Here is a 23979-nt window from a genome sequence, read left to right on the forward strand (position 1 = left end):
GAGTTTGAGCTGAGGGCGCAAAGATGCAAACATGTTTGATGACCGATTCGTCTGGCAGCGTGATCTGCATCGCTAATTCACGCACATAGGAGCCAGTGTATGGTGCAAACAGCGCGAGACATACCGGCAGCGCCGTTGCCCTTCACGGCGATTGTCGGCCTGGAAACAGCGCGGCAGGCGCTTATGCTCCTGGCGGTTGATCCACTGCTCGGCGGGGTTGCTATCGGAGCAGGAGCCGGTACCGGCAAGAGCGCGCTGGTGCGAGCATTTGCTCGTATGCTGGCCAACGGGCGCGAGTTTGATCCGACCCTACCCTGCAATCTGGTCGAGCTGCCGGTGGGCGTGAGCGAGGATCGATTGCTGGGCGGGATCGATATCGAGGCCACGCTGGCGACGGGCGAACGGGTGCATCGCAGTGGCCTGCTCGCCCGCGCGCACGGTGGGTTGCTCTACGTCGATAGTGTCAATCTGCTTGACGATAGCACGATCAATCACATTCTCGGCGCGCTCGACAGCGGTGTCGCGCGCGTCGAACGCGAAGGGATTTCGGTGGTAGAGCCGGCCCGCTTTGTCTTACTGGTCACATACGATCTAGCCGAAGGGCCGCCACGCCGCCACCTGCTTGATCGGTTGGGGTTGATCGTAGCGCCAATCGGCAAAGCGCCGGTGACCACGCGAGCCGAGGTGGTGCGACGCAATTTACAGCCCAATCTCGATTACGAAGACGATGAAGCTCTGGTACTGGCCGGTATTCTGGCCGCGCGCGAACTTTTGCCCAACGTGACGATCACCGATGACCAGATACGTCAGTTGAGTCTGACTGCGCTGGCACTGGGTATCGAGGGCCATCGGGCTGACATGTTTGCCGCGCGCGCGGCACGGGCGGCAGCAGCGCTGGCAGGACGCGATGAGGTTACCAACGAAGACCTTGAACTGGCTGTGCGCCTGGTGATGCTGCCGCGCGCTACCAGATTACCGGAAATGAATCAGGCAGAAGAGCAGCCACCTCCGCCGACGCCGGAACCGGCGCCACCACCACCGGGTCAGCGCGAGGAAGAGGATGAATCCCCTGACGAGGAGGAACAACCACCCAAACCACCAGACGATGAGTTGACTATCGAAGATCTGATCCTGGCTGCGATGGAGACTGAGGTGCCACCCGACATTCTCGAAACACCGTTTACTGTGCGTCGGCGCGGACGCAGCGGATCGCGCGGCACAATTTCCGGCCAGCGCGGGCGACATATCCGCTCGGTGCCAGGTAAACCAGGGCAAGGTCGGCTTGATGTGATCGCCACGCTGCGCGCAGCGGCACCCTGGCAGCGGTTGCGGGCCAGTGAGCATCACTACCACCAGCACCGGCGTGGCCGCATTCACCTGCGGGCCGATGACCTGCATATCAAGAAGTACCGTTCAAAGGCAGGCACACTCTTCTGCTTCCTGGTCGATGCCAGCGGCTCGATGGCGCTTCATCGCATGCGACAGGCCAAGGGAGCTGTTAACGCCCTCTTGCAGCAGGCGTATGTTCATCGTGATCAGGTGGCGCTTCTGGCTTTCCGCGGTGAACGGGCCGATCTGCTATTACCACCTTCTCAGAGTGTGGAACTGGCCAAACGAGCGCTCGATGTGTTGCCGACCGGCGGAGGAACACCGCTGGCAGCAGCACTGCTGGCCGCCTATCAGATCAGCGAACAGGCGCGCGCGCGCGGTATCTTCCGCACCACTATCGTGCTGATTACCGACGGACGACCTAACGTGCCGCTTAAGGCGGATCAGACCATGGACAAAAACCGCCGACTGGAGCAGGCCCGCCAGGAAGTGCAACAACTGGCCGGACGACTGCGCGCTGCCGGAATTGGGGCGGTGGTGATCGATACCCAACGCAGCTTCGTTTCGCGGGGTGAAGCGCAGCAACTGGCGGCATGGTTGGGTGGCCGCTATGTTTACCTGCCAAACGGACGAGGCGATCAGATTGCGAATGCAGTGATTGCGGCCAGCGAAGAGACGTGATTGGCGGCAGCGCGAGGAGGATGGCCGCAGTGAACGCCATCCTCCTCGCGCTGCGGGTGTAGACAGCTCTGACCGGTACGAACGACACGCTGACTGTTATCCCACGGGAACGGTTAGAAGCAAACAACACGTTCAGGCAGAAGAGGTCGCAGACACGCGATTGCCCCACACTCCTCAGCATAAGTCTCAATCCGGTTTTTCTGACGGGCATCTAGCCATCCACTGTCGATAAACCTGACAGCGATGTGCGCACTTTACGTCAAACAGGCGGCCCTCCAGGTGAAATCGGTCGATCTCCCGGCTTGATAGCACCGATCACAAAACAGTATCGGCAACCTGCATGGTTGCCGATGTTCGTGGTGCCGACTGCCCCATCAGCAGAGGGAAGGAGGAGAGCGGGAGAGGGGCAACAGGGGCTGACAGAGGTGATGTCACAGTCTTGTGAGGCTCACTGTATGGTTGCCTCTCCACTGATGGGGCAACGTCGTATTCACTTGCTTACAGCATACGACATAGAGTTACAGCGAGGCAATAGCTCTTTATTCCCCCATGACATGACCCATGTGGTTTGCATCTAATAGTATTCGTTTCAATTACTCCACCACCGGGTGCCTGGCGGTCACGCCGGCAGAACTGGCAGACAGATGGCAATGTGTAAGCGCCATCAGGGTAGCTGGTCAGTGAGCAGACCCGCGCGCAACCTGCCGGTTGCCACAGAGCGGCGGAATATCGGAACGCAATCGAGATTATGCTACAATCAGAGATAGTACAAAGCGGGGGTTAGTAAACGAAAACCTATGCCGCCAAAATCGCGAGGCCCAACCTTGTTTGACGCGCAACGCCAGCAGACGTTGCAAAATCAGGCGCCATTAGCGGCGCGCATGCGTCCGCGCACGCTTGACGAGTTTGTTGGTCAAAGCCACATCATCGGCGAGGGCAAGTTGTTGCGCCGCGCGATTGCAAACGATCAGCTCTTTTCGCTGATCTTGTGGGGACCGCCGGGTAGCGGGAAAACGACGCTGGCTCAGATTATTGCTAATAGTACTCATGCCCACTTTGAGCCACTCAGTGCGGTGAGCGCCGGAGTCAGCGATCTGCGTCGGGTGGTGCAAGAGGCAAAAGACCGCCTGGGCATGTTTCAGCAGCGCACCATCGTGTTCATTGACGAAATTCACCGCTTCAATAAGAGCCAGCAAGACGCAATTTTGCCTTATGTCGAAGATGGCACCATTATCCTGATCGGGGCCACGACTGAAAATCCGTCATTCGAGGTGAACTCTGCCCTGCTCTCGCGAGCGCGCGTCTTTACCCTTGAGGCGCTGAGCGATGAAGAGATCGGCATTCTTATCGACCGCGCGCTCCACGACCGCGAGCGCGGCCTGGGTGAGATGAAGATTATGCTGGCCAGCGATGCGCGCGGTTACTTGATCAATATGTCAAACGGCGACGCGCGCACTGCACTCAATGCGCTTGAGGCTGCTGCTCGCTCGAAACCACCAGCAATCGGCGAGACGCGGCTGATTACGGTCGATGACATTCGCGACGCGCTGCAAAGTCGGGCCACGCGCTACGACAAGCGTGGCGAACTGCACTATGACGCGATCTCGGCCCTACACAAGAGCGTGCGTGATAGCGATCCCGACGGCGCACTTTACTGGTTGGGGCGAATGCTCGATGGCGGTGAGGATCCGCTCTACATCGCTCGTCGCCTGGTGCGGATCGCCGTTGAAGATATTGGCCTGGCCGATCCTCAGGCTCTACCGCAGACGATCGCTGCTCAGCAAGCAGTACATTTCCTGGGTCAACCCGAAGGCGAACTGGCTCTAGCACAGGCAGTAGTCTACCTTTGCCTGGCGCCGAAGAGTAGTGCGCTCTACCGGGCCTACGGCGCAGTGCAGCGCGACGTGGCCGAAACGCGCAACGAGCCGGTGCCGTTGCACCTGCGTAACGCGCCGACACCGTTGCTGAAACGGCTGGGGTACGGGAGAGGCTACGAATATGCTCACGATTTGCCGGAAGGCCGTTCGGATCAGGAACATCTGCCACCCAATCTGGCCGGACGGATTTACTATGAACCGACCGGGCGCGGATTTGAGGCAACTGCGCGCGAACGACTGGCGTGGCGTGAGGAACGTCGGCAGCGACCGCCGGAGTCACCAACGCCGCCGGTTCCGTTAGATGAGCTTTCCCCTGGCGAAGAGCCACAACTGCCACCCGACGAATTGCCACCCAAACCGTCGCCCCGGCGAAAAGGGAAATGAGGTAACGTTGACAGTTGCAGTGAAGAGTTACGTGAAACGAATGGAAATAATACGGCTGAATTGTCAATGTCATGAAAAGATGAACGCCAACGCAAGTGCGTTGGAGCTGAGGTGGAACGATGGATGATCGAGCGCAGGTGATCATTATTGGCGCAGGCGTGATTGGAGCCAGTATCGCTTTTCATCTGGCCGAACGAGGCTGGCGCGATGTTCTGATTCTAGAGCGCGAAGAAGCCGAAATCAGCGGCAGCACAGCCCGTTCAGCAGCCGGTGTACGACACCAGTTCTCTTCGCGCACGAATGTATTGTTATCGAAATATAGCATCGAACGACTGCGCCATTTTGAAACGGAAGTTGGCGGCCACGCCGAGTTGCGCCAGGTCGGTTATCTATTTCTTATCAACGATGAGAGCACATGGGCGCAGTATATGCGCAACGTGGCTATGCAGCGCGAACTGGGAGTGCGAGTCGAGGTGCTAACTCCTGACGAAGCGGCGCGATTTGTGCCTGGCATGCGGATCGATGACCTGATTGGCGCAACATTTGGCCCAGACGATGGCTATTGTGACCCCTACGGCATTGCGCTCGGCTATCTGCGCGCCGCGCAACGCCATGGCGTTCGCCTGCGACGTGGCACGCCAGTGACCGGTTTTCAGATCACCAGTGGGCGCGTGACCGGCGTCACAACACCGAACGGATCCATTGGCTGTGAGATCGTGATCAACTGCGCTGGCCCATGGGCCGGTGAAGTGGCGGCACTGGCCGGATTGAACCTGCCGGTTCGCCCCTATCGGCGCAATGTCTACATGACGACGCCGTTCCCGGCGATCAGTGCGCCGATTCCGTTAACCATCGATGTCGGCACCGGCTTCTACATGCGACGTGAGGGGCAGAGTATCCTGATGGGACGCTCGAATCCCAATGAACCAAGCAGCACGAATACGACGGTAGATTGGGACTGGCTAGAGGCGGTGATCGAGGCCGGCATTCACCGCTTTCCGCTGCTGGAAACGGCAGGATTGGCCGAGCAACAGTGTTGGGCCGGTCTCTACGAAATTACGCCCGATCACAACCCGGTATTGGGCCGACATCCCGAACTGGAAGGGTACATTGACGCAAGTGGGTTTAGCGGTCATGGTATTATGCATGCGCCGGCCACCGGTTTGCTGATCGCAGAAGAAGTGATCGACGGACGAGCGCATACCATCAATATCGATGAACTACGAATTGACCGATTCCATCGTGGCCAGCTCGCATCCGAATTCAATGTCATTTAAACGAGGTGATGAACCATGACACTTGATGAAGCTATTGCCGAGATTCAGCGCCGGATTACTGCCGCCAGCCCCAGCGCGGTAACGCGGGTAACGCGCGTATCGGCGGAAGAGGCCAGCATTCGCGCTTACGCTCCCGCTGCCGACGAACAGGCAATTAAGAACGCAACCAACGAATTTACTATTTCGTTGCTGACGAATGAGGGGCTTGACGTGCAGGTGTTGGTGTACGACATCACCACCTCGCTACCACCAGAGGAGTGAGGTTGCGCTGCTTGTGGCCTGGTTGCCAGTGCTATTGCGGGGACGAGGCAATGCTCGTCCCCTTCTTCATTATTCGTACCAATTGCTTACACCAGGGAAAAGTGAGGAAAAGCGGCGCAAGAGAAACGCCCCTTCTTCTCCTCGTACCGATTGCTCACACCTGCAATCAGTTTGACTGCGATAGCTGTGCGTTCCCGCTTATGACTGACCACTTCCATCCACCAACACCTGCTGCAACTGCCGTTTCAGCCGGGCAAAAGCCGGATCGGTGACGAGTGTGTACGAACGCGGACGGGGCAGTTCCACCGGCACTTCCAGCGCAATACGGGCCGGACGGGCGGTTAAGACGTAGATCCGGTCAGCCAGAATGATCGCCTCATCGATGTCGTGGGTAACGAGTACCACCGTGCGATCGAGCCGATCCCATAACCCAAGCAGCCACTGCTGCAACTGAGCGCGGGTAAGCGCATCGAGCGCGCCAAACGGTTCGTCGAGCAGCATGATCGGACGATGCCAGAGGACGGTGCGCAGAAAGGCGGCGCGCTGGCGCATGCCACCTGAAAGCAGGGCAGGCCGCACATCACCCCAACCTTCCAGACCAAAATCGGCGAGCAATGCGCGCGCTTCACGGCGCGCTGCTGACACGTCGCCACCCTGAACGACTGTCGCCAACACCGCATTTTCGATCACCGACAGCCATGGTAACAGAGCATCGCGTTGCGGCATATAGGCTACCTGACCACGCTGCCCGGTCACCTCAACCTCGTCGATCAACACTGCGCCGGTATCGGGTAGTTCCAGGCCGGCAATAATGTTGAAGAGCGTGGTTTTGCCGCTGCCGCTTGGCCCGATGACAGCGACGAATTCACCATTGGCGATCCGCATATTGAGCCGGTCGAGCACCGGCACCGAACCGGTTGCAGTTGAAAAGGTCTTGCTGATGGAACGTAGTTCAAGGGTTGCCACAACGCATACTCGCTGATAAATGCGACAAGCGGGATGGCTGCCGCACCGAATGCAGATACGACAGCCGTCAGAGAGTCATCAGGGCAAGAAGTCGTTCGTAAATGCCTTCTCAGGCTCGATCATACGCGCAATAAGATTGCGATCGGCCATCCACTGCGCATAGGCGCGCCAGACTTCCAGCTTTTGCTCGCCCCAACGCGGCGCTTCGGCCTGATACTGGCTGGCCAGATACTGCTGGCTGCGGCGCACCAGCTCCGCATCAAGTTCGGGAGCTGCCTTGAGCAACACATCAGCCGCAGCATCGGGTTGTTCAATTGCGAAGCGATAACCGGCGCTGGTCGCCGCGAGAAAACGCCGCACGAGATCAGGCTTTTCGGCAATTGTTTGCTCACTGGTGATGATGACCGGCGTGTAGTAATCGGGTATGCACCGGGTATCATTCATCATGACGACATTGAGTGGCACGCCGCGAATCTCAGCCTCGATACCAGTCCAACCCTGGAAAATCCAGACAAAATCAACTTCGTCGCGCTCGGTGGCGACAAAGAAATCTGAGCTGCCAATATCGACGAATTGCACCTGCTCGAACTGATCACCTACCCCTTCACACTCAAGCAAACCTTTGATCACTGCCTGCTCGATGGGCGATCCGAAAGCCCCATACTTTTTGCCAATGAAATCGCGTGCGCTGGTGATGCCCTCTTCGCGACGACTGGCAAAACCGCTGGTATTGTGCTGAATGATGGCCGCGATGGAGACGATCGGTACCCCTTCAACGCGCGCTTGCGTCACGGCCTCCTGGTACGAGATGCCGAAGTCGAGCTGGCCAGTGGCAACCAGTTGCTCAACTGTGCCACCCTCTTGCGCGCCGAGGATCTCGACATCAAGACCCTGCTGGCTGTAGTAGCCCTTGTCTTGGGCCACGTAGAGGCCGGTATGGTTAGTGTTGGGCGTCCAATCAAGGCCAACCCGAACCCTGGTGAGTGGTGTCTGGTTAGCGGATGGAGCTGCGGGGCCGCTGCCGCAAGCAGTCAGCAGCAACAAGATGAGCACAAGGAAGAACCATTTGCGCATTAGCGTTCTCCTTTCCAGAAGACGATCCAGCGTTCGAGGAGACTGACCAGGGTAAAGAGCGCAATGGTGAGCAGTGATGTCACCAGCGCCGCGACAAAGACCTGATCGGTTCGAAAAGCGCGCAGCGAGCGCGCGATGTAGACCCCTAACCCGGCGCTCGCGCCGATCCACTCGGCGAGGACGGCGCCGATCACGCTGTAGGTAATTGCCACTTTGATGCCGGTGAAGATGGCCGGTAATGCTGCGCGTAAGCGGAGCAACCGCAGCAGTTGCCAGTAGCTAGCCCCCATCGCTTCGAGCAGGCGACGCTGGTCACGATCGGCGCTCTGCAAACCGTCGATGGTATTGACCACAATGGGAAAGAAGGTTACCAGCGCCACGACCAGCACCTTGGGGAAGAGGCCGAAGCCGAAGCCAACCACCAGCAATGGCGCGATAGCCACAATCGGCACCGTCTGCGAGGTTACCAGCAGCGGGTAGATCGCCCGCCGCAACAGCGGCGAAGCATCAAGGGCTACGCCCAAACTAAACCCTACTACCAGCGCCAGCGCAAAACCGGGAATGGTGACCGTCAGGGTAGACAGCGTATGCCCGGTCAGAGTCGGCAGACTGTCGAGGAGTGTGGCCACAATGCGAGAAGGTGGAGGCAATAACCACACCGGTATGGCCCAATACCAGACAACAGCTTCCCAGAAGAGAAGGAGACCGATCACGAGCAGAGCAGGTGGGCCATACGCTGCCATCCGCACTCGCCAGGCCAGGCGAGGCGCTATTGTGGTGGGGGTAGAAATGGGCGGAGAAGCCTCGTTACTCATATTTTGCCAGTTTCTCGGCAATTGAGGAACCACCGGGATCGTAATCAACTTTGATCAGGGTAAAGACACGACTGGCGCCGGCAGCCAGCACCGCCTCTTGAGCGCGCTTGATAACTGCCATAATCGCATCGTAATCGCCTTCAATCGTTGTCTCCATCGGGCAAACCCGATAGCTCAAACCACTCTCGGCGACCACTGCAATAGCGGCATCGACAGCGGCATATGTCGTTGCCTTGTCGGGCAGGCCACCGGGTAAAACCTCGAAACTTACCGTGACAGCAGGCATACCAATGCTCCTTTCTTGGGTGAAGACCACACCGGCGCGCGGGTCGGGTTGTGTCAAAACAAAAAACCGTCGTTCCAGCGATAGGAAGCGACGGTAGCCTGACCATAAAGCCTTCCCTCCGCTGGCATAACCCAGATCAGGTTCAAAGGGTCAGCGACATCAATTGGGTCGCAATCTCAGCCGGGCTCACCCGGCCCCCCTGGCTGCGCAAACGCGCATTGCAAGTTGTGATGAAGATGATAGAAGTAAGTTTGCTATCTGTCAAGCAGGAAAAGCAGGCGACCGGCGCGCGCCGGTCGTTGCTGGTGGGCCGCCTCGGATTCGAACCGAGAACCTGTCGGTTATGAGCCGATTGCTCTGCCGTTGAGCTAGCGGCCCATTGCCCCTATTATAACGAGAGACATGGCATACCGTCAATTCGGTTGGACATCACCTCGCAGTAGCCACGTGACCGTATGGTCGATAAGCGATTGTTATGTCGAAAACGACGAGATCAACCGGTCGGTCGTTGCCCGACGACGAGCAACATTGACCGCGTCGGTGGAATGATTGCGGTCAGGGCAAAGAAGATCGCTTTGGCCAGAACGCGATGTGGCGCATGCAGCAGGCGCTCCGCTTCGAGACCTACCCGTTCCCACGGCGCCTCAAACCGTTTGAGCTCGATACGAAAACCAGCCTGCTCAACCAGCCAGGTCAGCTCGTCCATGGTGTAGGTACGGCTATGAGTGGTGTAACGGGCCTCACCTTCGAGCAGCATCTGGTGGCGAAACTCCTCGCGCGTGTTCAGACTCTGCCAGAGCAGCATCCGCGCGATAGCGCGCATCCGGCTCTTCAGGTAGAGTTCATTGGGAGTAGTAATCAACAACTTCCCGCCGGGGCGCAACACGCGATAAAACTCTCGCAAGATCGGCAACGGTGAATAGACCATGTGCTCGATCACTTCGGAGAAGACCACCCAATCGAAGCTGGCATCGGGATAGGGCACTGGCTCGCGTTCGAGATTTACCTGTCGCACCTCTACCCCCAGCCGATCCCACAATGCCTTGCGGGTAAAGGGGTCGAGATCGGCGCCACTGACCTTGAAACCGGCTCCGACCAGCAGCTCGGTAAACTGTCCTGGTGTCACCCCAACTTCGAGCACACGCGCGCCATTGGCCGATCCCATTGCGCGCAACATGGCAGCGAAACGGTAACGGTGCAGACGAAAATAGGCTTCTTTACCATCAGCTCGCGCGCTCTGAGCAACGCGAGCAAATAATGCCGTTTCTTCAACCTTTGTCATCGTTTGTTCGTCAATGATCTTACTAACCGGCGACCCGAATAGCGCCGCGCCGTATAGTATCATACTCGTGATAGATCGGCGAGTCGGTGAGCATTCACTCACGCGACCACAAGGAGCATTACCATGCATCAACCTTCAAGCACCCCAACTCCACCCCGCAGCGAGTTGAGCCGGCTCTTCCTGCGCTGGCTGATCTACTCGTTAGCAATCTTTGCCGCAGTATGGATTGTGCCGGGAATCGAATTTAGCGGGCCAGGCTGGCAAATTGGGATCGTGGCGCTGCTATTTGGATTGCTGAATGTGTTGCTGCGACCACTCATTCTCCTTATGACCTGCCCGCTGATGTTGCTCACTTTAGGTCTGTTTGGGCTGGTTATCAATGCATTGCTGCTTGGCCTTACTTCGGCGCTGGCCGATCAGTTGGGCATTGACTTCGTAGTGTACGGCTTTTGGCCGGCTTTCTTTGGAGGAATGGTCATCTCACTGGTCAGCACCACGTTGCAGTACCTGGCCGGTGATGTGCAGTTTCGGATTGTGGTTGAGCGCCGGCAACAGTGATCTGCCCCTGGTTGAGAGCACACAACGCGCAGCCAGCGGGCTATTTACCGGCAATACCAACACCACAACCGCCAGCTTTACGGTTGGTGACAGATGTCCCGTCAGTATTGGGTCATCTGTCACCGTAGCGACGAACACCTCTGGATTAGAGCCGCTCACGGGCGCGGTGGAGCCGAATAGTGCGCGTTAGCAGCGTCGCGCCAAGCAGTAACACGCCAAGAAGCGGAATGCCGGCGCTGGTTTCCGGCAATGGAGCCGGGCCGCCACTCTGACCACCGGCTGCCGGTGGCGTAGCTGTCACCGTAGCGGTTGGAGCAATACCGCTGCTGACCGTTGCCGTGGCGGCAGGTGAAGCAGTGGCTGTTGCAGTAGCAGGCAGAACGGTTGGGCTGGCCGTTACCGTCACTGTCGGACTCATCATTGGCGCCAGTGTTGCCGTACCGGTCATCGCCGGCTGCGCTCCCACCACCAATACCGTGCTGATATTCGAAAAGACCGGTCGGCTCAGACCGCTGTAGCTCGCCTGAGCTTGCGCCACCAGCAGCGTCCCGGCGGCTACGTTGGAGCGAATACGGGTAGCGATGGTTACTTCTACCCGCTCGCCAGGGGCCAGATCGGGCGAGATGTAGGTAACTGTCTGCCCATTGATCGTCGGATCAGCGCCACGGCTGGCGTTCGCGCCCAGCACTTGCAGGTTCGACGGCATGACACTGCGCAGACTCACTGCGCCAATCGTCTGCGCCGGATGAGTATTACCCAACACTACGGTGAAAACAATATCTTGACCGGCGTAGGCACTCCCCCAATCACTGCTCAACCGCAAGAGCAAATCACTCTCGCTGAAGACGGCCAGCGCAGGCGACTCGGTTGGTGTCGGCGTCGGTGAAGCAGCCGGCACAGGCGTAGGCGAGGCTGGCGGGCGTGGACGGGGAGTCGCGGTTGGACGCGGCGCAACCGTTGCTACCGGAGCTGGCGGCGGTGGCTCGGTTGGCAAAGCCGGCGGCGGCAATGGCGCGGTGGCGGTTGGGGGCGGCTCGGTCGGCGCAGGAGGCCGCGGAGCGGGAGGCCGCGGCGTCGGCGGTGATGTTGGACGTGGAGTCGGTGATGGTGCCGGTATCACAGTCGCGACCGGTGTATTTGTCGGCACCGGCGTTGGTGTGCTCGGAATAGGGGTATCTACGGGTGTTGCTGTCAAAGCGGGAGTATTGGTAGGAATATTGGTAGGAGTATTGGTCACTGTTGGCGGTGGCGGACCGGCGACAGTGACATTTACCAGGTTCGAGATAGCGATCTGCGTGCCACCCTGATCGAGTGTCGCCTGATTGGGAATAACGGTTCCTTCCGCTACCGTGGTGCGGACACGAACTTGCAGTGTAACCAATGCCGGACTAGACGAGCTTACCGTAATCGTACAAATCACTGTCTGACCGGGCGTGCAGGCGCCAGACAACACCGAAACATCGACCAGCTCCAGTTGTGAATTCAGCGCATCCTGCAATGTCACCGTCACCGAACTGACGCTCTGCGTTGTCACAGACAGACTATAGCTGAAGATCTGACCCGGCGCAGCGACCGACAACGAAGCGACTTTTCCGATGCGAGTGACACCAGGGGTTGGCGAGGGTGTCAGCGTGATGCCTGGTGTTGGTGAATTGGTCGGCGTCAGGGTCGGGGTATTTTCCGGCGTCGGCGTGTTACCCGGCGTTGGCGTATCGCCCGGCGTTGGCGTATCGCCCGGCGTTGGCGTATCGCCCGGCGTTGGCGTATTGTCCGGCGTTGGCGTATCGCCCGGCGTTGGCGTATCGCCCGGCGTTGGCGTATCGCCCGGCGTTGGCGTATTGCCCGGCGTCGATGTATTCACCGGCGTAAATGTAGGTGGTCGCTGTTCGAGACTCACCGTTGGTTCGGTTGCTGCCAGCAATCCTTGCGCCGGCGCAACCGGTGGGCGGATCCAGTTCATCGCCTCCAGTGTCAGGGGCACAACGATCATCAAGATACTAACTGCAATCGCCATCAACTCCCAAATTGTCCACGGGGCCGGAGCGCGACCGCGACCGGGCGGAAGTTGAGCTGAGCGCGATGGTTTCGGCGGCATAGAGCCTCCTCGCCTCAATTGAGCGGACGCGAGTCGACCAGATCGGCAATGACGATCAGGCGTTGCGTATCCCAATTGGTGCAGGTTATCAAAGTCAGGACAGGAGTGGGTGTGGGATCCATCACTTCAACCTGGGTTGGCCAGACATTGCGCATTTCCCGCACGCGGTAGCGGTAGAGCCAGCCACCCGCTTCCAGCAAGATTTCGTCGTCGACTTTTAGCGCCGGCAAATCACGAAACACAGCGCCGCGCAATCCGGCATGGCCTGACAACACCGTATTGCCGACTGTGCCAGGCAGCGCCGTACCATGGTGGTAACCGGCAGCATACTCAGCAACCTGCCAGGCACCCTCGACCACAAAGACCTCGTAAATGGACGTATCAAGGTTAATGCTCGGAATGCGTAACCGTTGCGGTCGGGGATCGGTTGCGGGCAGCGGCTGCACGCGCGGTTGCGGAGCAAGGTAATCAGGCGGTTCAATTGCCAGCTCGGGCGCGGTAAAAGGCAACGCCGGCAGATGAGGCGCGGCTGCGGGAGGCGCGACCGGCCCTGACGGCGCCAGCGACGCGACCGGAGCGGGCGTAACAACAGGCGCAGTCTGACCCTGCCAGGCTCGCCACCAATCCCGTCCGTAACCATCAGCCAGCCAGTAGATAAAGACTGCTATCATTGAGACAAACAGGACGACTTCGGCCACCCACAAGGCCTGATCAAACCATGTTCGCAACAGAAAACCGCGGAACGCCTCTGTGCGATGCGCAGCGCGTGACCGTAACTGCGCCGGTCGCAATGGATCGCGCCGGGCCGGTAGTTCGTGGAGGAGGAGATGTTGCAGCAATTCCTGATCGCTGACAGCCTGTGTCGGCGAAGATGAACATTGCTGACTGGTGGATCGTCGCTGTGAAAGGATGGTCATCACCGTGATGTTTCCGATACCTTAATGGAAACGTTTGTATTGTGAAAATGTGCAATACATTCACACATTTGCAATTTTAGCAGGTTTGTACCTCTTTTGATTAAAAAAACGAGAAGTTTACTACGATTTGCAATAGGAAACGGCGATAAACAAACTGATTGCAAGAATTATACACGACGACAGAGTAGTCTGCAATAGTCTGACCACTGGAATGAGCCAGGCGCTCTGTCTCGCTCGTCTCAGGTGTAAAACAAAGCCATTATGCCAGCGCCGCACAGAGCCGCTCTACTCCAGCAGCGAATACGGCTGGTTGAGTTAATGCCGAAATCATAACATGGCAACCAGGCACATCGCCGTAGAAGTAGCCGGGATGGACAAAAACACCACGTTCAAGCAAGAAGAGGGCCAGCGCTTCTTCATCATCCCAGTCGCTGACAGCAGGAAAGAGATAATAGCCACCAGCGGGAGCGCGAGCGTGAATGCGGGGATGCCCGGCAAAGCGGTTGAGCGCCAGGGTCAGATTCTCTCGCACTCGTTCAACCATCGCCGACATGAAAGACTCGCCCTGGGCAAAGAGGGTTGGCAGTAGAAACTGGCTGAGCGCATTTGCGCCCAACAACGTATCGTTGAGTAGTTCAAGTCGCGCCGCAAACACGCGGGCCGGTTGGTTAAGCGCAATCCAGCCTAGCTTAAGATCCGGTAGCGCGAAGAGCTTTGAAATGCCATTCAGAGTGAAGACGGGTAGATCAGGATGAAGCGCGGCGAGGGGTGGAGTGTTCGCAGCAGCATAGGTGAATGGCGCAAAGACCTCATCGCAGATCACCGGAATGCCGAGCAGATTGAGCGTTGCGAGCGGGCGATCAACAATGGCGCCGGTAGGATTGTGGGGTGAAACGATCAAGATCGCTCGCGTCCGTTCGTCAGCAGCGCGACGCAGCGAGCGGGCATTGATCCGCCAATCGTGTTCTTCATCGAGCTGATAGCTGCGCAACTCGAGATTGCGCAGCGCGGCCAGATATTCAAACAAGGGGTAGGTGACATTGGGAACGAGGAGATTGTCACCCGGATCGGACAGCAAGGAAAAGAGTAGATAGTAGGCTTCACTCGTGCTTGCGGTGAGAAAGACATCATCGGGTGTGATGATAAGTGGCGGCGAGCGGCGACTGTAGTAATTAACAATCGCCGCCCGCGCCATCGCATCGCCGCGCGGATCGGGTCGGTAGCAACGCTGCTGCCAGTAGGCTGCTGTCGCTGCTGCCAACACCTCTGACGGGAAGAGCAATCCCTGAGTGGTAGGATTGCTCCCCGTCAAATCGATCAGATCACCCTGCGCGGCCCGGGCCTGGCGAGCCAGTTCCAGCCGGTTGGGCGTGAGATCCAGATGGGAAAAAACACCGGTCATCACCACCTACCCATTGAGCGACGCCGTGAGATGCCTCCAGAAGGTATCACGTTCACCGGGAACAAACGGCATGTAGAGCGCCACTCGATCGAGCAAGCCTTCGTAGCGTTCACGCAAAGCATCCGGCAGGTCAGCCGGATCGGCTTCAACGGCAAAGGTTTCCACCATCGTTTCGTCGATCAGACCAGGCATCTCGGCCCACCGCTGCTGCGCGGCAAGACGCGATAACGCTTCACCAACCTCCTCCCAGCCGTGGCAGGCCAGCACAGCGCGGTATGTCGGCGTAGAGGCGTAGAACGCGATCTGCTGACGAACGAACGAACGCATGTGCGCCCGTTCAGCCGGGTCGTTGCCGGTAATCACCAGTGCGCTGCCGGCAATAGCGCAGGCTGCCGGATCACGCCCGACAGCCGTTGCGCCAGCAGCAATCTGTGGCCGTAACACATCACGCAAATAGCGCGCGCTCGTCAGCGGATGAGCGTGAAACCCATCACAAACTTCACCGGCCAGATGCGCGAGGCCGGTATTCACCCCGGCAATGTAGATCGGGATGTCAGGATGCGCGATTGGACCAGGACTGAAAAACGGGGTCATCAGGGTATGCTGATAGTACTGGCCGCGATAATCGAGCTTGCCACCGGTCTGCCAGCATTGCCAGATCGCGCGCAATGCGCCGATATAATCACGTAACCGACCCACTGGCGAATCCCAGACGCAGCTAAAGCGGCGCTCGATGTGGGCTTTGACCTGCGTTCCCAGGCCGAGCACAAATCGGCCACCACTGAAACCGGCCAGATCCCAGGCGATCTGCGCCGTCACCATTGGACTGCGCGGAAAGGCAATTGCAACGGCTGTGCCCAACGTCAGCCGCCGGGTATGTTCGGCAGCGATTGCCATGGCCAGAAACGGGTTGTGGGCAGTTTCGGGCGCCCACAGCGCAGCAAAACCGATTGCTTCGGCGGCTTGCGCCACGGCAGCAGCGTGCGGCAACGGGTTGGCATTGACTTGAAAAGCGGCATCGAGCAGAAGCATGACAGGTTCTCCATTGAAGAATGCACCATTGCGCGACTATCGGCAATTACGGTCGAAACCGGTGAAGCAGCGCCATCAATCGATCATAGTCGTCTTTGAGCAGACGGGCCAACTCGCGCCCTACCCGCACCAGATACGCTGGCCCATCGCGACGCGCAGCGGCGAGAGCGCGCACACTTGCCGCCAGCAATTCATCGTTCGGTATGCCAGGCGCCAGCAGCACGGTACGGAGAAACTCAAGCTGGTCACTGAATGTTACCAGTTCCGCTGGCGCACAACCATAGACCGAATAGTGAACCGGAGGCGGCTGCGGTGGCAGGCGCTGGAGCAGGCGACCATCGCTTATATAGCCAACGGTCAACACGGCAAACTCGGTTTGCAATACCTCACCGAGATCGGGATGTTCACGGTAGATTTGTTCATCATACAGATTGCGCCCACTGTACGCGCGCCCGCGCACAATTGCCCGCCCTCCCGGTTCACGACTCCCGGTATGAATATCGTAAACCAGGCCGTAGACTCGCAAGGCCGGATCGGGGGTGGTTGCCTGCACCAGCGCACCAAACGGCGGCGATGCCAGCAACTCGTAGGTTGCCGCAACAAACATGGTTGTCGATGACTCGATTATTTCACCGATCCGGTCATTGGGCGATGTTGTCATCATCATTCATCCCTGCACAAACTGCTTGCTTTCGCGTTTGGCCGAAACACCGGCAGGCGCACCGGCCCGCCGCAGCGCTCCGGCCACCATCTGCTCGAACACCCGCCGTTCGGCGCTGCGGATGACTGCCTGCTCATGCGCGCGCTGCAATGCGACCGGGTAACCCTGCCCACGCGCAGCCTGGTCGTAGACCAGCGCATGCACCTGATCAACCGCTTTCGGTCTTGCCGCCACCCAGGCCGGCACCTCAATCCGGACAAGCTCACGTCCAACCCGCACAAAAAAGAAGTGGATCTGGTGATGATCGTACCCGATAACACTGATCCGGCTCAGGGAACGAAAGATCGGGCTACGCTGACCATCCGCCAGACGCGGCAGGAAGAGATCGGCATCAATCAAATCGTGACAGATCATACACGAGGGTTGTCGGTTGTTCTTCACATCACTGCACTGCGCGCAATTGGCCCCGCGCCGACTTGTTACCTGCACGTCAGGACAAAACATCAACCGCATCAAGCCCATGACCTCTGGCGAGCGACTGCGGCTAATGTACGATGCAACCGGAATTTCGAGTAGGCGCATCTTCTCCAGATATGCCAGATACGGTTGGAGAAAATGATCGCGCACTTTGCCATCGACATTCGCCAGCGCCCAACGAATGAGTGTGCCATCCTGCAAGGCTAACCGCGGGATCGATACATCGGTCAGACAGCGTTCTGCCAATGCGCCTAACGCCAAACCCTCTTCGACATCGCGCCGCACACTCAGCACAGTGCCTTCTATCGGAATCCGCCGGGTTCCGTCATGCACGAACAGATCGGCTTCGGCAAAGTAGAGACGAGGTGACGACTCGAGGATTGCTGCCGTCTGCTGGCCGTAGCGAATGTAGACCTGACCGATGTTGATCAGGTAGCAACTGACCTCGCCGTGGCGATCGACATCAATATGTGAACCATCGGTAGCAGCGATTGCGTAATCGGTTGGCAGTTCTGGCAGATTCCCCACAGTATCGAGTGGCTCAACCGGTTCGGCCAGCAGCCAGTTGGCGGTTGGCGCACTGAGCTGCACAGCGATAACCCAATGCTCTTCATTGCCCGTTTCGGCCAGATACTTCTGGCTGACCATAGCAATCTGCGCATCGCGCCGGGAAACCTCTTGGGCAACCGTCTGGCTCATACGCCGCACCTGTTCGCCCAGTGCCGCAAGATTGAGACCCATGCCAGCTCCTTCGCTCACCTGTTCGTATCGTTCAGCATAGACGATTCGCCGCTGCCTGTCAATGATACCCGACCGATCACACAAAAACGACGTTGATCGGATACTTGCGCCAGCCAATAGCAATGGTATGATGGATTGACCAGGCAGACCGCAGGCTAGTGTGCTGTGCGCCCATCGCGCCTCAGCAACGTGAAGAGTTGACTATGCCCATAACAACATATCAGGAAGCCCTTGACTACATCTACAGCTTCATCGATCCGACCCGCCAGGGTTCGCCCGATCCGGCGATTGCAGCGCGCGGATTGGCCCGGATCACGGCGTTACTGGCCGATGCTGGCAACCCGCACCAACAACTGCGTGCCGTTGTTGTGGCCGGCACTAAAGGTAAGGGTAGCACCTGCGCCATGATTGAAGCAATGGCGCGCGCTGCCGGATTGAAAGTAGGGTTGTGGACATCGCCGCATCTCAGCTCGTACCGTGAGCGCATCCAGATCGACCGCGAGCCGATCACACAACCAACCCTGATCGAGCTGGTCAACACTGTGCAGCCGGTTGTCGAGGCATTTGACGTTGCCACCTATGGCCGACCGAGTACTTTCGATATCGGCTTTGTGATAGCGATGCGCCACTTTGCCGATTCCATGGTTGATCTGGCCGTTGTGGAAGTTGGGCTTGGTGGACGCTACGACGCTGCGGCAACGATCAATCCGCTGGTAGCAGTCATCTCGTCAATCAGTTTCGACCACATGGCGATCCTGGGGCCAACCCTGCGCGAGATCGCTTTCAACAAAGCCGGTATCATGCGAACCGGCAGACCCGCTATCACTGTTCCCCAACGCGCAGAAGCAGCGCAGGTTCTGGCTGCCGAGTCGCAGTCGGTCGGCGCACCGCTCTGGCTTGCCGCTGAAGCCGCTGTTGAACCGTGGCGCGCAACCGGTCAACCACTACGATATCCGGCGCAGCCGCAGCCGGGCAAACTGCGCGGCGCTTTCCAACGTGAAAATGCGCGTCTGGCAATGGGAACAGCCTTACTGTTGCGCCAGCAAGGGATCGCGATTGATGACACGGCCATTCGCCAGGGCCTGGCCGAAGCCTGGTGGCCAGGTCGTTTCGAGCTGATCGATGGCGCGCCACGCATCTTAATCGACGGCGCACACAACGGCGACTCGGCAGAGAAATTGTGGCAGGCAATCGCCGCCGAAGTGCCGCATCGCCGATGTATCCTCGTGCTTGGCACGTCACGCGACAAAGACATTGCTGCTATTGCCGCTGCGCTCGCGCCACATGCAGCACAGATCATTATTACTCGTTCCAGCCATCCCAAAGCGATGGATCTCGATCGCATCGCCGCTGAAGTCGAACCCTACACCACTGCCCCGCTCCAGATTGTGCCGGTAGTGGCCGAAGCGCTGGCAGCAGCTCGCGCAATGGCCGGCCCCGAAGATCTCATCTGCGTTACCGGTTCACTCTTCGTGGCTGGCGCTGCCCGCGAGGCACTTGGTCTCGCTGTCGCCGATTAGCCACGTATAGGTATGGCGAACGCGCTGAGGAAGAGGGTCATGATGAAGCGCTTGTGTAGGCGCGCAGTCCAACACGCCAGAACATTCGCGCTGCCAGCAGCGTTACACCGGCAATGAGCGGAGCCAGCGCCAGGTACAAGGGTTCCAGCAGACCGATCAGCGCTGCCGCTGGAAAAGTGGTGAGAAAGGCGATTGGGATGACAAAGGTAAGCACCAATCTGATGGCAGGGCTATAGGCAGAAACCGGAAAACGTCCGGTTTCATAGATGGCAGTCAGCAGTTCGGTCACATTCTCGACCTGCACCAGCCAAAAAGCAGTGGTCACAACCAGCATCCAGATCGAGTAAGCCGTCACCATACCGCAGGCCAGCAAGAAGAGGAAAGCGAGCAGTTGGGCCGGAGTGGGCCATATCTGACCCAACCAGAGACCATAGCCGATCAAGCCAAATCCAACCAGCAAATCAGGAATTGTCAGCAGATTAATCTGGCGCAATGAAGCCATAAACTGGCTATCAACCGGCTTGACCAGCACAAAGTCGAGCGTTCCCTTTTGAATATGCTCAACAATGCGAGTAATGTTCGGGCGCATGATGCCGTCGATCAAGCCTTCAAAGATGCGAAACAGGCCAACCACCAGCAGCGCCTGAGGCAGCGTCCAACCGCCGAGAGTGCCGCTAAACTGAAAGAAGACCAGGGTTCCAAGCACACCCCACAGCAACCAGAGCGTGCTTTGCAGAAGAGAGGTCAGAAAGTTGACCCGATACTCAAGCGCAATCAGGAAACTGTTGTGAGCGAATAACGCGAAGAGACGAAGATAGCGAAGCATATGGCGTTTCAAGATACTCTCGGCGCAATCAGGCAAACATACCTGTCACTCATTCGCGATAGAACAGACAGAACAAAACTGACTTGATCGCCAATCATTACCTGCCGGTGGGATAACGCGATTACCACACGTCAGCATCATTCACACGATCATACACCCATCGACACTTCAGATTGGAACCGGCTGAGCGCGCCAGTCAACCTGTGCATTACTGCTGGCGAAGTGTATTGGACCTGGATAACAACACCTTACCAGCCACCTGTCCTTTTTCTACCAGGCTATATCGACAAATCAAGGGCGAGAGTAACGCAGCCTCAGCCTCGTTACTCTCGCCCGGAGTGACTTGCGCGCAACCGGCATCACTGCCCCATTTCAAGCCCTGGCAAAGCGCGCAAATTGCGGGGCCAGCGCCGACGGCAACCGACCGATGATATGCGCGCCTTCGTTGACAAACTCCTCTAGCTCGATCACACCACGTTGCCGCCAGAGCGCAACCAGATCGTTGCGCTGGTATGGAATAAAGGCTTCAACCCTGACCATACGCTGCGCCAGCGTCGCCACGATCCGCTCTCCGAGAGTCTGCAAGCCCCAACCCTGCTGCGCAGAGACAGCAACAATATCACCAGGCAGACCCATCTCGGCAGCGATCTGATCGATTTCCTCGGCGGTAGCACCTTCCAGCAGATCGATCTTGTTGAGCACGGTCAGAATAGGCTTCTTATCAACACCCAGCTCGCGTAACGTCTGCTCAACCGTTTGCGCATGCTCTTGCGCATTGCGATGGGTCACATCAACAACGTGCAACAACAGATCGGCTTCCTCGATCTCTTCGAGTGTCGCCCGGAACGCGGCAATAAGCTTCGGTGGCAGCTTCTGAATAAATCCGACCGTATCGGTCATCAGAGCCATGATATTGCCGGGCAACAAAACCTGCCGCGTCGTCGGATCGAGGGTAGCAAACAGCTTATCCTCGGCCAGCACATCAGCGCCGGTCATTGCATTGAGCAGCGTACTCTTACCGGCGTTGGTATAGCCGACCAGAGCAATAATCGGCACCCCATTCTGACGCCGCCGCTGCCGATACAATTCACGATGACGGTGAACGTCGGCCAACTGCTCTTTGAGCCAGGCAATACGACGCTCAATCAAGCGACGGTCAATTTCTAGCTGCGTCTCACCCGGACCGCGCAGACCAACCACTCCACCCGCCGACGTGCCGCCACCGGTGCCGGCCTGCCGTTCGAGGTGTGTCCATTGCCGACGCAAGCGAGGCAACAGATACTGGTATTGAGCCAGTTCAACCTGCAAACGCCCCTCGTGGGTGCGGGCATGACGGGCGAAGATGTCGAGGATCAGCGTTGTGCGGTCGATAACTTGCGTCTGCAATTCCTCTTCAAGATTGCGAGTCTGCGCCGGACTCAGTTCATCATCGAACACGATCAGGTCAGCCTGCGTCTGCTCACGCAGCGCAGCAACTTCTTTCACCTTACCCGGTCCGATAAAAAACTTGGGTTGCGGTTCCGGCAGACGCTGGAAGATGCGTCCTACCACCTCGAGATCGGCTGTCCTGGCGAGAAGAGTCAATTCGTCAAGCGAATCCTCTACAGGCCAGGGACTGCGCATACTGGCAATTTCGGCGCCAACCAGAAGCGCGCGCCGGCGTGGGGTTGCAGTTGGATAGAGTCGTTTGCCGTCGTGAGTGCGAATCTCGTTAATAGGTGTCTCCTTTGACTGTAAAAGCACTGATGTCATCCTTAGCCTCTATTGTAGCACTGTCGTCCCGCCACTTCAAGCCGGTGACAGGACAGTAGTCGAGCGACAACCAGCGGTAATTGTTATTTTTTGCACAATTCCCGGTGTCTCATATACACTACGAACAGTGGCGGGCAAAAGTTGCATTGAGACCGCCACTCGACGCGAGACAGCGTCGTCAAAGCGTCGCTCAATGACAGAGGAGGTCGGTCATGCATGACACGTGGCTTGAGTTGACGGCTGCCGAAGTGCATCAGCGCGATCTGATCCGCGATGCCGAACACGAGCGACTGGTGCGCGAAGCGCGTCGTCTCCGCCGCGCTCAATCGTGGTGGTACCGGTTGTGGCAACGCCTGTTTAATGTCCAACTGGTAAGTAAATAAGATCGCGCCTGCGTAGCGCAAGAACTGATGATACCAGCGAGAGGGCAGTTGAAACAACTGCCCTACGCTGTTTCATGCAACATCATCCTACCATCGCCGCAAGCTGTTGCTGGCGGCGCAACACCGCCAGTGGCCCATCAGGCAACTCGATCCAGCGCGCCAGTGCGGCCAGCGAGGCTGTGCGGCGCGCCTGAATCTGTCGGCGTTGCGCCAGCAGCGCCGGCCATTCAGCCAATGCCATGCAACGGCCAGCAATCATAGCCGGTTGCCGGTGTAACACCGCATACGCCAACGCCATTCCATCGTAGGCCAGGATCAGCGGCAGACACGAGGTCAGCAACGGTGTCGGTACGCAACGGATCAGCATCCGAATACGGTTGCGACCGAGCAGCCGCTGTTTCAAAGGGCTGAACATGCCGGCGGTTGCCGAATAGACGTGCCGCGCGCGCGCTTGCGGCGCCAGCACGCAATCCCAACCACGCAATTGCGCGCGCCATGCCAGATCGGCATCTTCCAGATAACTGAAAAAATCGGCAAAGTCGCCAATGTCGGCCAGCATCTCGCGTCGCATGAGCGTCAGGCCACCGCTTGCGCCGAACACCGGTAGCGGCTGCGACGGCAATGCTACCACCGGTAAACCGATGGCCCGGTCGGTCGCAATACCGTTGGCAAGAAACCGGATGCCCGCGCTGGCCACAAGCTCCGGTCGGCGACTGAAGGTCAGCACCCCCGCTGCCCAGCCGGCTGTCGGTCGCGCGCGCAACGCCTGCCACAACGCATCGACACACCCTGGTTCGGCCAGAGCATCATCGTTGATCAACATGATGAGATCGCCGCGCGCGGCGGCAATACCGGCATTGACGCCACCGGCAAAACCAGTATTGCGCGACAGCTCGATCACATGCACCATTGGCATGAAAGCCCGCACCCATGCTGCCGCGCGATCGCGCGAGTGGTTATCGACCAGCACGATCTCATCATGGGCGGCAAGCTGTGACCGGATGGCGGTCAGACAGGCCGGCAGGAAGCGGAGGGCATGGTAGGTAGGGATGACAACTGAAATGGAGGGACGGTTTGCCATAACATCCTCGCAGCAGGCTTCGCGCCAGAGCCATTGTAGCGTATGATCTGCGCTACGATGCATCTTTGCCGTTCTCCTGCACGAGCATGCATATCCGAAACTCGCAGTATTGCCCATCCGGTCAGATTTCCCCGCTGCATGAACGCTCGCTTCAGCAGACGGAATCAGCCCGGCGTGACCTTGAACGATAGCAGTAACTCTGCCTCAGGGCGGTGCGCACCGACTGCGGTGTCGCAGAATGAATTCCCCGTGAATGCCACCTGATAATGCAGGCCTGAAACAATCCCCTTCACTTTGCCGAA

21 protein-coding genes, 1 tRNA gene and 1 riboswitch are annotated in these 23979 nt (G+C 58.3%); of the genes, 7 read left to right on the plus strand and 15 right to left on the minus strand.

The features are described 5' to 3' along the window. Positions 1-99 precede the first annotated feature (99 nt). The 4 genes from bchD (at position 100) to Q0650_RS17125 (ending at position 5809) form a co-directional block, all read left to right on the plus strand. Positions 100-2010: a magnesium chelatase ATPase subunit D gene (gene bchD / locus Q0650_RS17110; protein ID WP_298821179.1), complete on the plus strand. Its 1911-nt coding sequence runs from the start codon at positions 100-102 to the stop codon at positions 2008-2010. A 797-nt stretch (positions 2011-2807) separates the two neighbouring features. Beyond that, positions 2808-4271: a replication-associated recombination protein A gene (locus Q0650_RS17115; RefSeq protein WP_298821181.1), complete on the plus strand. Its 1464-nt coding sequence runs from the start codon at positions 2808-2810 to the stop codon at positions 4269-4271. Between the two features lie 119 nt (positions 4272-4390). Continuing rightward, positions 4391-5548: an FAD-binding oxidoreductase gene (locus Q0650_RS17120; RefSeq protein WP_298821184.1), complete on the plus strand. Its 1158-nt coding sequence runs from the start codon at positions 4391-4393 to the stop codon at positions 5546-5548. A 15-nt stretch (positions 5549-5563) separates the two neighbouring features. Then, positions 5564-5809 carry a hypothetical protein gene (locus Q0650_RS17125; protein WP_298821186.1) on the plus strand — a complete coding sequence of 82 codons (246 nt, stop codon included), beginning with the start codon at positions 5564-5566 and terminating at the stop codon, positions 5807-5809. A 198-nt stretch (positions 5810-6007) separates the two neighbouring features. On the opposite strand, the gene Q0650_RS17130 is transcribed toward Q0650_RS17125, so the two are convergent. The 6 genes from Q0650_RS17130 to Q0650_RS17155 all read right to left on the minus strand — a co-directional run bounded on the left by Q0650_RS17130 (position 6008) and on the right by Q0650_RS17155 (position 10232). Continuing rightward, positions 6008-6775, minus strand: coding sequence for an ABC transporter ATP-binding protein (locus tag Q0650_RS17130; protein ID WP_298821187.1), 768 nt, complete (start codon positions 6773-6775; stop codon positions 6008-6010). Between the two features lie 78 nt (positions 6776-6853). Next, the gene (locus Q0650_RS17135; RefSeq protein WP_298821188.1) at positions 6854-7849 is read right to left on the minus strand and encodes an ABC transporter substrate-binding protein; all 996 of its coding nucleotides are present in this window, start codon (positions 7847-7849) and stop codon (positions 6854-6856) included. Then, on the minus strand, positions 7849-8664 hold the full coding sequence (locus Q0650_RS17140; protein WP_298821189.1) for an ABC transporter permease: 816 nt from the start codon (positions 8662-8664) through the stop codon (positions 7849-7851). Before Q0650_RS17140 ends, Q0650_RS17135 begins: the two co-directional genes overlap by 1 nt. Continuing rightward, a complete protein-coding gene (locus Q0650_RS17145; protein ID WP_298821190.1) occupies positions 8657-8950 on the minus strand; it encodes a thiamine-binding protein in 294 nt (97 codons plus the stop codon). The genes Q0650_RS17140 and Q0650_RS17145 overlap by 8 nt, the downstream gene beginning before the upstream one ends. 95 nt (positions 8951-9045) lie before the next feature. Continuing rightward, positions 9046-9161, minus strand: a riboswitch (TPP riboswitch). Between the two features lie 92 nt (positions 9162-9253). Continuing rightward, positions 9254-9328, minus strand: a tRNA-Ile gene (locus tag Q0650_RS17150). Between the two features lie 115 nt (positions 9329-9443). Then, complete coding sequence (locus Q0650_RS17155) at positions 9444-10232, minus strand: class I SAM-dependent methyltransferase (protein ID WP_298821191.1); 789 nt, start codon at positions 10230-10232, stop codon at positions 9444-9446. Positions 10233-10355: 123 nt separating this feature from the next. Between Q0650_RS17155 and Q0650_RS17160 the strand changes: the two genes are divergently transcribed. Next, a complete protein-coding gene (locus tag Q0650_RS17160; protein ID WP_298821193.1) occupies positions 10356-10790 on the plus strand; it encodes a phage holin family protein in 435 nt (144 codons plus the stop codon). A 145-nt stretch (positions 10791-10935) separates the two neighbouring features. On the opposite strand, the gene Q0650_RS17165 is transcribed toward Q0650_RS17160, so the two are convergent. From Q0650_RS17165 to Q0650_RS17190, 6 genes are all read right to left on the minus strand, one after another. After that, entirely contained in the window at positions 10936-12885 is a 1950-nt protein-coding gene (locus Q0650_RS17165; RefSeq protein ID WP_298821194.1) for a hypothetical protein, read from the minus strand. Positions 12886-12899: 14 nt separating this feature from the next. Continuing rightward, positions 12900-13802 (minus strand): sortase, encoded by a 903-nt coding sequence (locus Q0650_RS17170; protein ID WP_298821196.1) that lies wholly within the window; start codon positions 13800-13802, stop codon positions 12900-12902. A gap of 259 nt (positions 13803-14061) precedes the next feature. Further along, positions 14062-15204: a pyridoxal phosphate-dependent aminotransferase gene (locus Q0650_RS17175; protein WP_298821198.1), complete on the minus strand. Its 1143-nt coding sequence runs from the start codon at positions 15202-15204 to the stop codon at positions 14062-14064. 6 nt (positions 15205-15210) lie between these two features. After that, positions 15211-16236: an LLM class F420-dependent oxidoreductase gene (locus tag Q0650_RS17180; RefSeq protein WP_298821204.1), complete on the minus strand. Its 1026-nt coding sequence runs from the start codon at positions 16234-16236 to the stop codon at positions 15211-15213. A 46-nt stretch (positions 16237-16282) separates the two neighbouring features. Then, a complete protein-coding gene (locus Q0650_RS17185; RefSeq protein ID WP_298821206.1) occupies positions 16283-16903 on the minus strand; it encodes an HAS-barrel domain-containing protein in 621 nt (206 codons plus the stop codon). Further along, positions 16904-18115: a DNA double-strand break repair nuclease NurA gene (locus Q0650_RS17190; protein ID WP_298821208.1), complete on the minus strand. Its 1212-nt coding sequence runs from the start codon at positions 18113-18115 to the stop codon at positions 16904-16906. A 203-nt stretch (positions 18116-18318) separates the two neighbouring features. On the opposite strand from Q0650_RS17190, the gene Q0650_RS17195 reads away from it, so the two are divergent. Beyond that, positions 18319-19635 (plus strand): folylpolyglutamate synthase/dihydrofolate synthase family protein, encoded by a 1317-nt coding sequence (locus Q0650_RS17195; protein ID WP_298821210.1) that lies wholly within the window; start codon positions 18319-18321, stop codon positions 19633-19635. 37 nt (positions 19636-19672) lie between these two features. Here Q0650_RS17195 and Q0650_RS17200 read toward each other — a convergent pair whose 3' ends face one another. Further along, positions 19673-20461, minus strand: a complete 789-nt coding sequence (locus Q0650_RS17200; protein WP_298821212.1) for an ABC transporter permease — start codon at positions 20459-20461, stop codon at positions 19673-19675. 372 nt (positions 20462-20833) lie between these two features. Continuing rightward, entirely contained in the window at positions 20834-22213 is a 1380-nt protein-coding gene (gene hflX / locus Q0650_RS17205; RefSeq protein WP_298821214.1) for a GTPase HflX, read from the minus strand. A 212-nt stretch (positions 22214-22425) separates the two neighbouring features. Here hflX and Q0650_RS17210 point away from each other — a divergent pair, with 212 nt between their 5' ends. Beyond that, a complete protein-coding gene (locus tag Q0650_RS17210; RefSeq protein ID WP_298821217.1) occupies positions 22426-22596 on the plus strand; it encodes a hypothetical protein in 171 nt (56 codons plus the stop codon). An 82-nt stretch (positions 22597-22678) separates the two neighbouring features. Here Q0650_RS17210 and Q0650_RS17215 read toward each other — a convergent pair whose 3' ends face one another. Continuing rightward, complete coding sequence (locus tag Q0650_RS17215) at positions 22679-23677, minus strand: glycosyltransferase family 2 protein (RefSeq protein ID WP_298821219.1); 999 nt, start codon at positions 23675-23677, stop codon at positions 22679-22681. Positions 23678-23979 lie beyond the last annotated feature (302 nt).

Source organism: uncultured Chloroflexus sp. (assembly GCF_937129525.1).
Classification (GTDB): domain Bacteria; phylum Chloroflexota; class Chloroflexia; order Chloroflexales; family Chloroflexaceae; genus Chloroflexus.

What these genes read in the sequence shown, in the direction of transcription:
- bchD (WP_298821179.1), top strand. Translation starts at nt 100, where the DNA reads ATGGTGCAAACAGCGCGAGACATACCGGCAGCGCCGTTGCCCTTCACG.
- Q0650_RS17115 (WP_298821181.1), top strand. Translation starts at nt 2,808, where the DNA reads ATGCCGCCAAAATCGCGAGGCCCAACCTTGTTTGACGCGCAACGCCAG.
- Q0650_RS17120 (WP_298821184.1), top strand. Translation starts at nt 4,391, where the DNA reads ATGGATGATCGAGCGCAGGTGATCATTATTGGCGCAGGCGTGATTGGA.
- Q0650_RS17125 (WP_298821186.1), top strand. Translation starts at nt 5,564, where the DNA reads ATGACACTTGATGAAGCTATTGCCGAGATTCAGCGCCGGATTACTGCC.
- Q0650_RS17135 (WP_298821188.1), bottom strand. Translation starts at nt 7,849, where the DNA reads ATGCGCAAATGGTTCTTCCTTGTGCTCATCTTGTTGCTGCTGACTGCT.
- Q0650_RS17140 (WP_298821189.1), bottom strand. Translation starts at nt 8,664, where the DNA reads ATGAGTAACGAGGCTTCTCCGCCCATTTCTACCCCCACCACAATAGCG.
- Q0650_RS17145 (WP_298821190.1), bottom strand. Translation starts at nt 8,950, where the DNA reads ATGCCTGCTGTCACGGTAAGTTTCGAGGTTTTACCCGGTGGCCTGCCC.
- Q0650_RS17155 (WP_298821191.1), bottom strand. Translation starts at nt 10,232, where the DNA reads ATGACAAAGGTTGAAGAAACGGCATTATTTGCTCGCGTTGCTCAGAGC.
- Q0650_RS17160 (WP_298821193.1), top strand. Translation starts at nt 10,356, where the DNA reads ATGCATCAACCTTCAAGCACCCCAACTCCACCCCGCAGCGAGTTGAGC.
- Q0650_RS17165 (WP_298821194.1), bottom strand. Translation starts at nt 12,885, where the DNA reads ATGCCGCCGAAACCATCGCGCTCAGCTCAACTTCCGCCCGGTCGCGGT.
- Q0650_RS17170 (WP_298821196.1), bottom strand. Translation starts at nt 13,802, where the DNA reads ATGACCATCCTTTCACAGCGACGATCCACCAGTCAGCAATGTTCATCT.
- Q0650_RS17175 (WP_298821198.1), bottom strand. Translation starts at nt 15,204, where the DNA reads ATGACCGGTGTTTTTTCCCATCTGGATCTCACGCCCAACCGGCTGGAA.
- Q0650_RS17180 (WP_298821204.1), bottom strand. Translation starts at nt 16,236, where the DNA reads ATGCTTCTGCTCGATGCCGCTTTTCAAGTCAATGCCAACCCGTTGCCG.
- Q0650_RS17185 (WP_298821206.1), bottom strand. Translation starts at nt 16,903, where the DNA reads ATGATGATGACAACATCGCCCAATGACCGGATCGGTGAAATAATCGAG.
- Q0650_RS17190 (WP_298821208.1), bottom strand. Translation starts at nt 18,115, where the DNA reads ATGGGTCTCAATCTTGCGGCACTGGGCGAACAGGTGCGGCGTATGAGC.
- Q0650_RS17195 (WP_298821210.1), top strand. Translation starts at nt 18,319, where the DNA reads ATGCCCATAACAACATATCAGGAAGCCCTTGACTACATCTACAGCTTC.
- Q0650_RS17200 (WP_298821212.1), bottom strand. Translation starts at nt 20,461, where the DNA reads ATGCTTCGCTATCTTCGTCTCTTCGCGTTATTCGCTCACAACAGTTTC.
- hflX (WP_298821214.1), bottom strand. Translation starts at nt 22,213, where the DNA reads ATGACATCAGTGCTTTTACAGTCAAAGGAGACACCTATTAACGAGATT.
- Q0650_RS17210 (WP_298821217.1), top strand. Translation starts at nt 22,426, where the DNA reads ATGCATGACACGTGGCTTGAGTTGACGGCTGCCGAAGTGCATCAGCGC.
- Q0650_RS17215 (WP_298821219.1), bottom strand. Translation starts at nt 23,677, where the DNA reads ATGGCAAACCGTCCCTCCATTTCAGTTGTCATCCCTACCTACCATGCC.